This window comes from Nocardiopsis listeri NBRC 13360, from assembly GCF_001570765.1.
GTDB classification, from domain to species: Bacteria; Actinomycetota; Actinomycetes; order Streptosporangiales; family Streptosporangiaceae; genus Nocardiopsis; species Nocardiopsis listeri.
Map to the genome: position 1 here is coordinate 44,494 of NZ_BCSH01000041.1, position 13,718 is coordinate 58,211.

General features: G+C 69.8%; 10 protein-coding genes. 9 read left to right on the plus strand and 1 reads right to left on the minus strand.

Annotated features, from left to right (window positions below):
- Together NLI01S_RS26395 and NLI01S_RS13725 are read left to right on the plus strand one after the other, a co-directional pair.
- Nucleotides 1–444 (plus strand): hypothetical protein, encoded by a 444-nt coding sequence (locus tag NLI01S_RS26395; RefSeq protein WP_067604358.1) that lies wholly within the window; start codon nucleotides 1–3, stop codon nucleotides 442–444.
- Entirely contained in the window at nucleotides 441–2,414 is a 1,974-nt protein-coding gene (locus NLI01S_RS13725) for a peptidoglycan D,D-transpeptidase FtsI family protein (protein WP_067604360.1), read from the plus strand. The genes NLI01S_RS26395 and NLI01S_RS13725 overlap by 4 nt, the downstream gene beginning before the upstream one ends.
- Before the next feature lie 49 nt (nucleotides 2,415–2,463).
- Here the strand turns inward: NLI01S_RS13725 and mmuM are convergent, their stop codons facing one another.
- Entirely contained in the window at nucleotides 2,464–3,363 is a 900-nt protein-coding gene (mmuM, locus tag NLI01S_RS13730; RefSeq protein WP_067604419.1) for a homocysteine S-methyltransferase, read from the minus strand.
- Between the two features lie 141 nt (nucleotides 3,364–3,504).
- On the opposite strand from mmuM, the gene NLI01S_RS13735 reads away from it, so the two are divergent.
- The 7 genes from NLI01S_RS13735 (at nucleotide 3,505) to murC (ending at nucleotide 13,716) form a co-directional block, all read left to right on the plus strand.
- The gene (locus NLI01S_RS13735) at nucleotides 3,505–5,169 is read left to right on the plus strand and encodes a UDP-N-acetylmuramoyl-L-alanyl-D-glutamate--2,6-diaminopimelate ligase (RefSeq protein ID WP_067604362.1); all 1,665 of its coding nucleotides are present in this window, start codon (nucleotides 3,505–3,507) and stop codon (nucleotides 5,167–5,169) included.
- A 389-nt stretch (nucleotides 5,170–5,558) separates the two neighbouring features.
- Nucleotides 5,559–7,001, plus strand: coding sequence for a UDP-N-acetylmuramoyl-tripeptide--D-alanyl-D-alanine ligase (locus NLI01S_RS13740; protein ID WP_067604364.1), 1,443 nt, complete (start codon nucleotides 5,559–5,561; stop codon nucleotides 6,999–7,001).
- Nucleotides 6,998–8,071: a phospho-N-acetylmuramoyl-pentapeptide-transferase gene (gene mraY, locus NLI01S_RS13745; protein ID WP_067604366.1), complete on the plus strand. Its 1,074-nt coding sequence runs from the start codon at nucleotides 6,998–7,000 to the stop codon at nucleotides 8,069–8,071. The genes NLI01S_RS13740 and mraY overlap by 4 nt, the downstream gene beginning before the upstream one ends.
- Before the next feature lie 4 nt (nucleotides 8,072–8,075).
- A complete protein-coding gene (gene murD, locus NLI01S_RS13750) occupies nucleotides 8,076–9,542 on the plus strand; it encodes a UDP-N-acetylmuramoyl-L-alanine--D-glutamate ligase (RefSeq protein WP_067604368.1) in 1,467 nt (488 codons plus the stop codon).
- A gap of 177 nt (nucleotides 9,543–9,719) precedes the next feature.
- Complete coding sequence (ftsW, locus tag NLI01S_RS13755; protein WP_067604370.1) at nucleotides 9,720–11,108, plus strand: putative lipid II flippase FtsW; 1,389 nt, start codon at nucleotides 9,720–9,722, stop codon at nucleotides 11,106–11,108.
- Nucleotides 11,105–12,265 (plus strand): undecaprenyldiphospho-muramoylpentapeptide beta-N-acetylglucosaminyltransferase, encoded by a 1,161-nt coding sequence (murG, locus tag NLI01S_RS13760; protein WP_067604371.1) that lies wholly within the window; start codon nucleotides 11,105–11,107, stop codon nucleotides 12,263–12,265. The genes ftsW and murG overlap by 4 nt, the downstream gene beginning before the upstream one ends.
- Entirely contained in the window at nucleotides 12,262–13,716 is a 1,455-nt protein-coding gene (murC, locus tag NLI01S_RS13765; RefSeq protein ID WP_067604372.1) for a UDP-N-acetylmuramate--L-alanine ligase, read from the plus strand. The genes murG and murC overlap by 4 nt, the downstream gene beginning before the upstream one ends.
- Nucleotides 13,717–13,718 lie beyond the last annotated feature (2 nt).

Sequence of the window (13,718 nt, forward strand, 5' to 3'; positions counted from 1 at the left end):
ATGGGCACGAAGACGGACACCCGCCGCAAGGGCAAGGACCGCGGACACACCGGGGCCACCACCCGTACCGACGCACCCTCGCGTTCGGTGCGCAACAAGGCACCGACCGCCACGGCACGCACGACGGGGGGAGACGCGGCGAGTCGCGCCCCGAAGATCCCCTTCGTGCTGCTCATCCTGTGCCTGTTGGGCGGGGCCCTCGTCAGCCTGCTGCTGCTGCGCAGTCTCGTGGCGCAGGAGGCCTACGCCATCACCAGCCTGCAGTCCGAGAACCGCGAGATGTCCTACGAGGAACAACGGCTGGAGGAGTCCGTCGCCCACCTGGAGACCTCCGACCGCATCGCGCAGGAGGCGGAGGAGATGGGGATGGAACCGGGTCAGGCCCCGCTCTTCCTGGACTTGGACAACGGTGAGATCACCGGGGACGCCGGGAGCGATGATTGAGCACCCCTCGGGACCGACGCCCACGTGACCCCCGCCGACCCGGAGCGACCAGTCGCTCCGGGTCGCGGCCGAACAAGGGCCCACAGAGGAGACCGAACCGGCCGGCCCAGAGCGGGCGAGCCCGGGCCGGTGGTGGATCCGGCGGCACGGGCCGTCCTGTGCGGCGGGGGGAACGCCCCCGCCGTCGGTCGAGTCCGCCTCCGCCCCCGCCGTTGCTACGCCGTACCTTCAGGGCCGGTGACCCGCGTAAGCGGATCAAGGCCGGTGGGGTCATCATCGTGGTGATCCTGATGCTGTTCGCCGGACGCCTCACCCAGATCCAGGGGATCGACGCCGAGACCTACGCCGAGGCCGCGGCGAACCTGCGCATGCAGACCATCGACATCCCCACCCTGCGTGGACGGATCACCGACTCCGAAGGCAACCCCTTCGCCCTGTCGGTCGAGGTGCGCAACGTCTTCGTCGACCCCGAGGAGGTCGCCGAGGACGAACGGGACCGGCTCATCGACGAACTGGTGAGCCGCTTCGACCTGGAAGAGCAGACGGTGGCGGCCAAGGTCGACGCCAAACCCAGCCGCTACCAGGTCGTGGCGAAGGACATCTCGCCCGGGGACTGGGGGGAGTTCCAGGAGCTCGGCCTGAGCGGAGTGGGCGCCGACGTCGACTACAACCGGGTCTACCCCGACGAGACCGGCGCCTCCGACCTGGTCGGTTTCGTCGGTGCCGAGGGGCACGGCCTCGAAGGCCTGGAGGGCTACATGGACTCCACGCTCGCCGGTGAGGCAGGCAAGCGGCAGGTCGAGGTCGGCCAGGACGGCACCCAGATCCCCATGGCCGGCGGTCTGGTTCGCGAACCCGAGGCCGGTAAGGACGTACGCCTGACCCTGGATCGCGACCTTCAGTGGTACGCCCAGCAGGCGTTGGCGAATCGGGTCGAGGAACTGGATGCCGAAGCGGGCAGCGTCGTGGTCTCCAACAAGGAGGGGGAGATCCTGGCCATGGCCGACTTCCCCACCTACGACCAGACCGACATCGCCTCCTCCGAGCCCGAGGACCGGAGCAACGGGTCGGTGTCCTCCACCTTCGAGCCCGGCAGCACCAACAAGGTCATCACCTTGGCGGCCGCCCTGGAGGAGAAGAAGACCACCCCGGAGACGGTCTACACCGTGCCCTACGCGCTCCAGTACTACGACCAGACCTTCCGCAACTCCAGCAACGACGGCACCCAGCGCCTGACCACCAACGGGATCATGGCCCAGTCCAGCAACGTGGGCACGATCAAGATCGCCGACCAGGTGGGCGCCTCGGTCCTGCACCGCTACATGACCGACTTCGGTCTGGGGCAGCCCACGGGACTGGCCCTGCCGGGCGAGGAGACCGGTGTGCTCACCGACCCCGACGACTGGTGGGGCACCCAGCTGCCGTCGGTGTCCATCGGACACGGTCTGTCGGTCAACGCCGTACAGATGGCCTCGGTCTACGCCACCGTCGCCAACGGGGGAGTACGGGTCGAACCGACGCTCGTCTCGGGGACGGTCGACCCGGAGGGAGAGTTCACCGCCGCCGAGGAGCCCGCCCGTCAGCGGGTGATCAGCGAGGAGACCGCCGAACAGCTCCAACTGATGCTGGAGGCGGTCACCAGTGACGAGGGAACCGCGCCGCAGGCCCGCATCGACGGCTACCGGGTGGCCGGCAAGACCGGCACCGCCAACCGGATCGACCCGGAGACGGGCCGCTACGACGAGGGCGGCTACACGGCCACCTTCGCCGGGTTCGCCCCCGCGGACGACCCGGAACTGGTGGTCCAGGTGGTGCTGCACAACCCGCAGGGCACCTACTACGGCGGTGAGGCGGCGGGCCCGGTGTTCAACGACATCATGTCCTTCGCGCTGAAGTCCTACAAGGTCCCACCGACAGACGAGGAGGCCCCGGCCATCCGCCTGGTGGAGGACGAGGACGCCGAGGGCTGACACACCACACCCGGGGCGGACGGCACGCCGTTCCCCCGGGCGTGGTGTTCTAATCGGCGTGGCCGGCGTCCACGGTTTCGCGGAGGGCCCGGATGTGGGCGGGACCGGTACGGCAGCAACCACCCACCAGCACCGCGCCGTCCGAGCACCAACCGGCCGCCGCCGCGGCGAAGCCCTCGACGTCCGTGGCACCCGTCCACGTCCGGCGTCGGGCGTCCCACACCTCGCCCGAGTTCGGGTAGGCCACAGAGGGCAGACCCACCGAGGCCACCTCCCGCACCAGCGCGGACACGTCCGAGGGCGGAACGCAGTTCACGCCCACGGCCACCACCCGCCCCTCCCGGTACAACGGCGCCAACCCCTCCGCCATCTCGCGCAGTGGCGTCCCATCGGCGATCCGAGCGTCGTCGGCGCAGGAGAAGGAGAACCACGCACGGACCCCCGGGGTCTCCTCCGCCAAGCGGGCCAGCGCCCGCGCCTCGGCGGCCGACGGCAGCGTCTCACAGGCCACCAGATCCGCTCCGGAGTCGGTGAGCACCCGCCACCGCTCCCGGTGCCACCGGTACAGCCCCTCCTCGTCCAAGTCGTAGTCGCCGGTGTACTCAGACCCGTCCGCCAGGGCCGCTCCGTAGGGGCCCACACCCGCCGCCACCAGACCCGAGCCGAACGCGTCCCGTTCGGTCACCGCCAGCTTCACCGACCGCGCCATCGCCCCCAAGGCCTCGGCGCGCGAGTACCCATGGGTGATGAACCCGTCGACGCTCGCCTGGTAGCCGGCGGCGATCGCCACGTCCGCACCGGCCTCGAAGTAGTCGCGGTGCACCCGCGCGATCAGTTCCGGCTCCCGCGCCAACAGCCGGGCCGACCACAGGCCGTCGCCCAGGTCACGGCCGTAGGACTCCAACCGCGTCGCGAGTCCCCCGTCCAACACCAGTGCCCGGTCCGCCATCGTGACCACCCTTCTCGACCCACCTGTTCCAACCTGGACGAAAGGCCGCACCATCCCTTGACAGGGAAACGCGGACCGACCCAGCGTGGAAATTACCGACAGGCCCTCCACAGCCGTTAATCTCCAGACGTGCCACCGGTAATGCGACCTGAACACTCCAAACTCCGTCCACTGTCCGACCTGGCGACGAAGCTCGGTCCGGACATCACCCTGATGCGCCCGGACCTGGACCCGGACCGGCCCGCGGACATGCCTCCACGTGAGATCCACGTCCGCGGCATCACCCACGACTCGCGACAGGTCGGCCAAGGCGACCTGTACGTAGCCCTGCCCGGAACCCGCGTCCACGGCGCCCGGTTCTCCCGGCAGGCGGCCGACGCCGAGGCCGCCGCGATCCTGACCGACGCCGACGGCGCCGACGAGGCGGCCGCCACCGGCCTGCCCGTGATCGTGGTTCCCGACGCACGCGCCGCGCTCGGCACGGTCGCGGCCTGGGTCTTCGACGAGCCCGCCCGCGACCTGCTCCTGGTCGGGACCACGGGCACCAGCGGCAAGACCACGATCAGCTACCTGATCGAGTCCGGAATGCGCCAGGCCGGGATGAGCACCGGCCTGATCGGTACCGTGGAGATGCGGGTGGGCGACGAACGAGTCGCCTCCTCCTTGACCACGCCGGAGGCCACCGACCTGCACGGACTCTTCGCCGTCATGGCCGAACGCGGCGTCACCGCCGCCGCCATGGAGGTCTCCAGCCACGCCCTCGCCCTGGGTCGGGTCGGCGGTGCACGCTTCGACGTGGCGATCTTCACCAACCTGTCCCAGGACCACCTGGACTTCCACTCGGACCTGCGCGACTACTTCGACACCAAGGCGCTCCTGTTCACCCCCGAGTACTGCGACATCGCGGTGGTCAACGTCGATGACCGCTTCGGCCGCGCACTGGTGGACATGGTGCAGCCGCGCGGGGACGTCCCCGTCACCACCTTCGCCGTGGAGGGCTTCTCCGACGCCGACCCCGAGAGCGCCATGGAAGCGGACTGGAACGCCGTGGACGTCCATCTGGGGGCCACCGGGAGCACCTTCCGCGTCGTCGGGCCCGGCGGCATGGAGTCCAAGGCGTCCGTGGCGCTACCGGGACCCTTCAACGTCTCCAACGCCATGGCCGCCATCGTCGGTCTGGTCGAGGCGGGCCTGCCGATGGAGACCGCCATCGCCGGCGTCGCCGCGGCGCCCGGTGTCCCGGGCCGTATGGAACAGGTGGACGCCCGCGAGGCGGCGCAGCCACAGGACTTCACCGCGCTGGTCGACTACTCGCACAAGCCCGGCGCCATCGAGGCCGTCCTGAGCGCCCTGCGCGCCACCACCGAGGGTCGGGTCACCATGGTGGTCGGCTGCGGCGGCGACCGTGACCGGGCCAAACGCCCGCTCATGGGCGAGGCCGCCGCGCGCTTGGCCGACCACCTGATCATCACCAACGACAACCCGCGCACCGAGGACCCGGTGACGATCGCCACGGCGATGCTCGAAGGGGTCGCCAAGGTTCCCGAGGATCGACGGGCACGCGTCACCGTGGAGTTCGACCGGGCCGAGGCGATCGGTCTGGGCGTGGCCCGAACCGGCCCCGGCGACGTCGTCGTGGTCGCCGGAAAGGGCCACGAGACCGGCCAGTACGTCAAGGGCGAGGTCCTGCCCTTCGACGACCGCGAGGTGCTGCGGGGGGCCATCGAGGACGCGCTGCGCATCCGGGCCGGACAACGGCTCGGAGACGCCCTGCGGGACGTGCACCGCGCACCGGACCAGGGCTGAGGCTCCGACACACCGAAGACGCGCCGAAAATGGTGCCGTCCACTCACCGGGACACGGCCCGTGGTCGTGTCCCGGTCACATAGAGCGCCCTGACGTGTACGTATCACTCTCGGTATGGTCCTTGGCGGTCACGAAGTGGAGCATATTGGCGCTCACAGGGCCCTGCCGGGACCCCGGACGCCCCAACATGTTCTAAGGTAGGTCCGGCAATCGCAGCCCGATAGTGCCGCCCCACGTGGCGCCCATGACCCGGCATCGTCGGGTCGTCAGTGGCCCGGTGCGGCACCGCGCGCACGGTATCCGCGGTGCCATCCCCTGACCCGAAACCCGAGGCCGGGTGGCCAATGCCCTTGGGGCGCTGTGGGCCGGGCCTGACCTGAGGAGTGGATTTGATCGCGCTCACGCTCGATCGGATCGCTGAGATCACCCAAACCGCCATCGGCGGATCAGCGCGCCCAGACGCCGTCATCGACGGCCCCGTCGTCATCGACTCCCGACAGGTGGAGTCCGGAGCGCTCTTCGTCGCGCTCAACGGAGAGAGGGTCGACGGACACGACTTCGCCGAGTCCGCGGTGGCGGCCGGGGCGGTCGCCGTCCTGGTCTCGCGCCCGGTCCCCGCACCGCACCTGCTGGTGGACGGCGCAGACGACGAGGTCGTAGCGGCCCTGGCCCGTCTGGCCAGGTACGTGGCCGGTGAACTCGGCGATCCGACGCGCGAGGACGCCACGACGCGGATCGTCGGCGTCACCGGCTCCTCCGGCAAGACCACGACCAAGGACCTCATCGCCCAGGTCGTGGGTCGTATGGGGGACACCGTGGCCCCGGCCGGCTCCTTCAACAACGAGATCGGTCACCCGCTCACGGTGCTGCGAGCCGACAACGACACCCGCCACCTGATCCTGGAGGTCGCCGCGCGCGGCGTCGGGCACATCGCCCACCTGTGCCGCGTCGCCCCACCCCGGATCGGCGTGGTGCTCAACGTCGGCAGCGCGCACATGGGCGAATTCGGTGGCCGCGACGCCATCGCCAAGGCCAAGGGAGAACTCGTCGAGGCGCTCCCGGCCGGTTCCGAGCGGCGCGGCGCGGGCGGCGTGGCCGTCCTCAACGCCGACGACCCACTGGTCCGCGCCATGGCCTCCCGCACCGGCGCGCGCGTCGTCCTCTACGGCACCGCCGAGGACGCCCACGTGCGCGCGACCGACATCACCACCCAGGGCAGCGGAGCCCCGGCGTTCACGCTGCACCTGAACGGTCGCTCGACCCCGGTCCGACTGGGACTGGTCGGCGCCCACCAGGTGAGCAACGCCCTGGCCACCGCCGCCGTCGCCGACGAGCTCGGCATGGACATCGAAGACATCGCCGCCGCCCTCGGCGCGGCCACCCCGGTCAGCCGTTGGCGGATGGAGGTCACCGAACACGACGGTGTCACCCTCGTCAACGACGCCTACAACGCCAACCCCGAATCGATGCGGGCCGCGCTGACCACCCTGGCCTCCTTGGCCCGGGAACGCCGCGCCATCGCCGTGCTCGCCCATATGGCGGAGCTCGGTGAGGAGGGCGACGCCGAACACGAGAAGATCGGCGAGCTCGTCGCCGACATCGGCGTGGACCACTTGGTCGTGGTCGGGGAGGCGGCCGATGGCATCGCCGTCGGTGCCGAACGCGCCGCCGACCGGTGGAGCGGTGAGAGCATCCGAGTTCCCGACGCCGAGGCGGCAGCCGAAGCGGTGCGCGAGCGGATGCGCACAGGAGACGTCGTCATTGTGAAGGGATCGCGCGTGGCTGCGCTCGAAAGGGTTATCGACCTCATCACCAAGGGTGATGATCAATGATCGGGATCACCATCGCGGCGGCGCTCGCGCTGATCGTCTCCATGCTGCTGATGCCGCCGCTCATCAAGCTCCTGTACCGGTTCAAGTTCGGGCAGGAGGTGCGCGACGACGGACCCGAGGGTCACAAGACCAAGCAGGGCACGCCCACCATGGGCGGCATCGTCGTCATCCTCGGTGCGGTGATCGGCTACTTCGGCTCCCACCTGGTGCTGTGGATCGTCCAGCCGACGGCCTCCGGGCCCACGGCCTCCGGTCTGCTGGTGATGTTCCTGTTCGTCGGTATGGGCTGTGTCGGGTTCCTCGACGACTTCATCAAGATCTACAAGCGCCGCAGCCTGGGTCTGCGCAGTGGTGCCAAGATGGTCGGTCAGGCCGTCATCGGTGTGGGCTTCGCCTACGGCGTCACCCAGTTCCCCAACGGGTACGGCTACACCCCGGCCGCCCCCCAACTGTCCTTCCTGCGCGACTTCGGACCGCCGCTGATGATCGGCGTGTTCGTCATCTGGGCGCTGTTCCTCATCGTCGGGTTCTCCAACGCGGTCAACCTCACCGACGGTCTGGACGGCCTGGCCACCGGCGCGGTCATCCTGTCGCTGGCCGCCTACGTCATCATCGGCAACTGGCAGCTGCGACAGTCCTGCGTGGAGGCCCTCACCTCCAGCTGCTACACGGTCCGCGACCCCCTGGACCTGGCCGTCGTGGCCTCCGCCGTGCTCGGCTCCTGCATCGCCTTCCTGTGGTTCAACGCACCCCCGGCGAAGATCTTCATGGGCGACACCGGTTCGCTGGCCCTGGGCGGTCTCATCGTGGGTCTGGCCATCACCACCCGCACCCAGCTGCTGCTGCTGATCATCGGTGGTCTGTTCGTCATCATCACCATGTCCGTGATGATCCAGATCACGTCGTTCCGCCTCACCGGCAAACGCGTGTTCCGCATGGCGCCACTGCAACACCACTTCGAGCTCAAGGGCTGGGCCGAACCGACCATCGTGATCCGTTTCTGGATCATCCAGGGTCTGTTCATGGCGGTGGCGATCGGCCTGTTCTACCTCGAATGGATGCCAAGCTAGAGGCATGCCGCACCACCGTTCCTCCACCTCCCGGACCACCGCGCCCGCCGAAGGCGAGAACCCCTTCGCGGGCGCGCTGGTCTGTGTCGCCGGTCTCGGCGTCTCCGGTCCCCCCGTCGCCAGGGCGCTTCTGGCACAGGCGGCCCGGGTGATCGTCGTCGACGGCCGTGACGACGAGACCACCCGTGCCGTGGCCGCCGAACTCACCGAGGCGGGCGCGAAGGTCCTCCTCGGTGACACGCCCCTGCCCGAGGGTTGTGACCTGGTCGTCACCTCACCCGGCTGGCGCCCCGACTCGCCGCTGCTGCTCCGCGCCGCCGAGGCCGGCGTGGAGGTCATCGGTGACGTGGAACTGGCCTGGCGGATCAAGCCCGCCGACCAGGTGTGGCTGGCCATCACCGGCACCAACGGCAAGACCACCACCGTGCGCATGCTCGAATCGATCCTGCGCGCGGACGGCCGCGACGCGCTCGCCGTCGGCAACGTCGGCACCCCCGTCATCGACGCGGTCCGTCCGGACTCCGACGGTCACGTGTACGACGTCCTGGCCGTGGAACTGTCCAGCTTCCAGCTGCACTGGTCCGAGAGCCTGCGCCCGGACGCCGCCATCGTCCTCAACATCGCCGCCGACCACCTGGACTGGCACGGTGGACTCGACCCCTACGCCCGAGCCAAGGGCAAGGTGTTCGCCCGCGGTACCGTGCGCGTGGTCAACACCGCCGACGAATGGTCGGTGCGCCTGGCCGAGGAGGACGGAGACCCGCACACCCCGCTGGTGGGCCTGCGCCTGGACACCCCGCGTGCGGGGGAGCTGGGCGTGGTCGAGGACCTGTTGGTGGACCGGGCCTTCGTCGCCCAACCCCACAGCAGCGCCGAGGAACTGGCGACCCTGGGCGACGTCCGTCCGCCCGCCCCGCACAACGTCGCCAACGCCTTGGCCGCGGCGGCACTGGCCCGATCGATCGGTGTGGCAGCCGAGTCGATCCGCGCCGGTCTGAACGCGTTCGTTCCCGAACCCCACCGGATCGCCCACGTGGCCAAGGTGGCGGGCGTGGACTACGTCGACGACTCCAAGGCCACCAACCCGCACGCCGCCGCGGCCTCCCTGAACTCCTACGAGTCCGTGGTGTGGGTGGCCGGTGGGCTGCTCAAGGGCGCCGAGGTGGACGACCTGGTCGCCGAGGCCGCCGCCCGGTTGCGCGGCGTGGTGTTGATCGGCGCCGACCGTGCGCGCATCCGGGAGGCCCTGGACGCGCACGCCCCGGACGTGCCGGTGGTGGAGGTCGAGGGGCCCGCCGCGGATGCTCCGCCCGAGCACACCGTCATGGACGTCGTGGTCGGTGAGGCCACCGCGTTGGCCCGGGAGGGTGACACGGTGTTGCTCGCCCCGGCCGCCGCGTCCATGGACATGTTCACCAACTATCCCGAGCGGGGCCGCTTCTTCTCCGAGGCCGTCCACCGCCTCGGTTGAGACACCGATCCCACACTCAGGGCCACCGGGTCACGACACTCCGTGTCCCGGTGGCCCCGTTGTGCGCCGTACCACCCCCCGAGTCGGCCGAAGATGGCCAACACGCGGGAAATGTCCACCGGTCCCGACCCGCCGGTACGCCACTATTGAGGCGCCGAGCGTGCGGAGGGTGTGTGGATGGCGGAGACGAAAGCTGGGCGCGAGCGTGCGCTTTGGCGTGAGTGGGCCAGGTCCTTGAACCGGCCGCTCACCTCCTACTACCTGATCCTCAGTACCGGGATGATGCTCATCGCCCTGGGGCTGGTGATGGTCCTGTCCTCGACGATGGTCAACTCCATCACCGAGACCGGATCGGCCTTCTCCGTCTTCCAACGTCAGTTGGTGTCGGCGGCGATCGGTCTTCCCCTCATGCTGCTGGCCTCCCAGATGCCGCTGTGGATCTTTCGGATGGTCGGCTACCCGGCCATGATCGTGTCGGTGGCGCTGCTGCTGCTCACCGCCTTCCAGGGCACCGAGGTCAACGGAGCGATGCGCTGGCTGGAGATCGGCGGCCTGGTCATCCAGCCCTCCGAACCCGCCAAGCTCGCCTTCGCCTTGTGGGGCGCCAACATCCTGGCCCGCAAGGAGGAACTCAAGGAGCTCACCGAGTGGCGACAGCTGTTGATCCCGCTGGTGCCCGGCTGTGGTCTGCTCACCCTGCTGGTCTTGATCGGATCGGACCTGTCCACGACCCTGGTGCTGCTGCTGGTCTTCCTCGCCCTGCTGTGGGTCGTAGGGGCTCCGGGCAAGCTGTTCGTCGCGATGTTCGGACTGGTCCTGGGCCTGGCCGCGATCGTCATCGCGATCGAGCCGTTCCGGATGACCCGCATCACCGCCTTCCTCGACCCGGGGGCCGACCCCTCCGGATCGGGCTTCCAGTCCCTGCACGGCCTGTACGCGCTGGGCACCGGAGGCATCTTCGGGGTCGGTATCGGCGCCAGCCGTGAGAAGTGGGGGTTCCTGCCCTTCGCCGAGTCCGACTTCATCTTCGCCATCATCGGCGAGGAGTTCGGTCTCATCGGCACCATCCTCGTGCTCTGCCTGCTCGGCATGCTCGGCTACGCCGGACTGCGGGTCGCCTTCCGAGTCAAGGACCCCTTCTCGCGCCTGGCCGCCTTCGCCATCTCGGCCTGGATCATCGGCCAGTCCATGATCAACATCGCCGCCGTCATCGGCCTGGTCCCGGTCACCGGTATCCCGCTGCCTCTGGTCTCCTACGGCGGTTCGGCGCTGATCCCCACGATGCTCGCCCTCGGTGTGCTGCTCGCGCTCGCCCGTAACGAGCCCCAAGCGCAGAAGGTGCTGGCGGCTCGCGGTCCCGGTTGGCTCCAAAGGGCTCTAAGCTGGCTTGGCCTGGAGAACTTCGTCGCTTCCGTCCAGAATCGGGCCGGAGGCACGACTTCCAAGCGCACGTCCGCGCCGAGCACCCCTCGCCCGACGCGCAAGCGCGACACCAAGACAACGGCCAAGAACCAGAGCGGCCCGGTCCCGGCGGGTGACCGGCCAAGGAGGAATCGACGACGATGAGGGTAGCCCTCGCCGGAGGCGGCACGGCCGGGCACATCGAGCCCGCACTCTCACTTGCGGACGCGCTGCGGCGCATCGACCCGAACACCGAGATCCTCTGCCTGGGAACCGAGCGTGGTCTGGAGACCCGACTCGTCCCCATGCGCGGTTACGAATTGGGCCTGATCCCCGCGGTCCCCCTACCACGCAGGCTCACCCCACAGTTGCTCACCGTGCCGGGCAAACTCGCCGGCGCCCTCAGCGCCGCGGGCGAACAGCTCGACCGGATCCAGGCCGACGTCCTGGTCGGTTTCGGCGGTTACGTCGCCACTCCCGGATACCTCGCGGCCCGTCGTCGCAAGATGCCCATCATCGTGCACGAGGCCAACCCGCTGCCCGGCCTGGCCAACCGGCTCGGCGCGCGGCTCACCCCGCACGTCTTCACCGGGCACCCCCACGCCCAGATACGCAACGGGCGCTTCATCGGCATCCCGTTGCGCAAGCAGGTCACCTCCTTGGACCGTCTGGCCATGGGCGACAGGGCGCGCACCTACTTCGGTCTGCGTCCCGACCTGCCCACCCTGTTGATCTTCGGCGGCTCCCAGGGCGCCCAGCGCGTCAACGAGGCCGCCTTCGCCGCCCGCGACGCCTTCCGTGACGCCGGTGTGCAGGTTCTGCACGTCGTCGGCCCCAAGAACGCCGACGAACCCCAGGACCTCACCCAGGACGGCATTCCCTACGTCGCCGTTCCCTACGTCGACCGCATGGACATGGCCTACGCCGCCGCGGACGTGGCCATGTGCCGTTCCGGTGCGCTGACCTGCGCCGAACTCACCGCCGTCGGCCTGCCGGGCGCGTTCGTCCCGCTGGCCATCGGCAACGGCGAACAGTCCCTGAACGCCGAGCCCATCGTCAAGGCGGGCGGCGGCATCACGATCGACAACGCCGCCCTGTCGCCCGACTGGATCGTCCAGCAGCTCATCCCGCTGCTCACCGACACCGACCGGGTCGTGGCGATGTCGGAGGCGGCCGCCCGCATGGGCCGCCGCGACGCCGACATGGAGCTGGCCCGCGAGGTCATGGCGATCGCGCGCGGTGACAAACCCACCCCGGAGATGCCGTTGCCCGAGGACGAGGGCGACGAGGTCTACTACGACGACGGTAAGGACGCGAGATGAGCCTGGTCCGGCAGACCGAACCGGTCCCCGTCGACAAGCTGGGACGCACCCACTTCATCGGCCTCGGAGGAGCCGGCATGTCCGGTATCGCCCGTGTGCTGCTGCAGTCCGGGGTCGAGGTCTCGGGCAGTGACACCCGCGACAGTGACACGCTGCGCGAACTCGAACAGATGGGGGCGCGTGTCCACGTGGGACACGCCGCTGAGAACCTCGGCCCCGCCGAGACCCTGGTGGTCTCCTCCGCGATCCGCGAGGACAACCCCGAACTGGTCGAGGCGCGCCGCCGCGGCATCCGGATCCTGCCCCGGGCCGCGGCCCTGGGAGCCCTGCTGCTGAACCGTGAGGGCATCGCCGTCTCCGGCACCCACGGCAAGACCACCACGACCTCCATGGTCACCGTGGTCCTGCAGCACCTGGGCGCCGAACCCGGCTACGTGATCGGCGGCAAGCTGGTCACCACGGGTCTGGGCGCCGACGCGGGGATCGGTGACGCCATCGCGGTGGAGGCCGACGAGAGCGACGGCTCCTTCCTGATGCTCTCGCCCAAGATCGCCGTGGTCACCAACGTCGAGGCCGATCACCTGGACAACTACAGCGGTCTCGACGAGATCCACGACAACTTCGCGAACTTTGTGGACCGCGTCGAGCGCACCCTCATCGTGGGTGTCGACGACCCCGGTGCCCGCAAGGTCGCCGAGCTGGCCCGAGAGCGCGGCAAGCGGGTGCTGACCTATGGTGAGGCGGCCGACGCCGACTACCGGATCACCCGGATCCGCGCCCGTGGCTTCACCACCGAGTTCACCCTCCAGACCGTCGGGGGCGACCCGATCGACGGCACGGTCGCCGTCCCGGGGCTGCACAACGTCCTCAACGCGGCCGCCGCGGTGGCCGTGGCCGACCAACTCGGGCACGACCTGGACGTGGCGGTGGAGGGGATCGCCGACTTCGCCGGAGCGGCCCGCCGCTTCGAGCTCAAGGGCCAGGGCGACGGGGTGGGCGTCTACGACAGCTACGCCCATCACCCCACCGAGATCGACGCCGACCTGCGTGCCACCCGCGCCGCGTTGGAGTCCTTCTCCGAGGACACGGAGGACGACGTCCCCCTCGGCCGGGTGGTGGCCCTCTTCCAACCGCACCTGTACAGCCGGACCCGGATCTTCGCCGAGGAGTTCGCGGCCGCGCTGAGCCTGGCCGACGAGGTCGTGGTGATGGAGGTCTTCGCCGCGAGGGAGGATCCCGAACCCGGGGTGACCGGTGAACTCATCACCTCCAAGGTCTCCCACGAAAGGGTGCGTTACGTGCCCGGTCGAGAGGATGCGGTGCGTACGGTGGTCGAACTCGCCCGTCCCGGGGACATCGTCCTGACCATGGGGGCGGGGGACGTCACCGAGCTGGGTCCGCGCGTCGTCGCGGCCCTGTCGGAGCGGGCAGAGGACAACGGACACGACTAAAG

Coding starts and splice junctions, on each gene's coding strand:
- NLI01S_RS26395 (WP_067604358.1), top strand. CDS start 1: ATGGGCACGAAGACGGACACCCGCCGCAAGGGCAAGGACCGCGGACAC.
- mmuM (WP_067604419.1), bottom strand. CDS start 3,363: ATGGCGGACCGGGCACTGGTGTTGGACGGGGGACTCGCGACGCGGTTG.
- NLI01S_RS13735 (WP_067604362.1), top strand. CDS start 3,505: ATGCGACCTGAACACTCCAAACTCCGTCCACTGTCCGACCTGGCGACG.
- mraY (WP_067604366.1), top strand. CDS start 6,998: ATGATCGGGATCACCATCGCGGCGGCGCTCGCGCTGATCGTCTCCATG.
- murD (WP_067604368.1), top strand. CDS start 8,076: ATGCCGCACCACCGTTCCTCCACCTCCCGGACCACCGCGCCCGCCGAA.
- ftsW (WP_067604370.1), top strand. CDS start 9,720: ATGGCGGAGACGAAAGCTGGGCGCGAGCGTGCGCTTTGGCGTGAGTGG.
- murG (WP_067604371.1), top strand. CDS start 11,105: ATGAGGGTAGCCCTCGCCGGAGGCGGCACGGCCGGGCACATCGAGCCC.
- murC (WP_067604372.1), top strand. CDS start 12,262: ATGAGCCTGGTCCGGCAGACCGAACCGGTCCCCGTCGACAAGCTGGGA.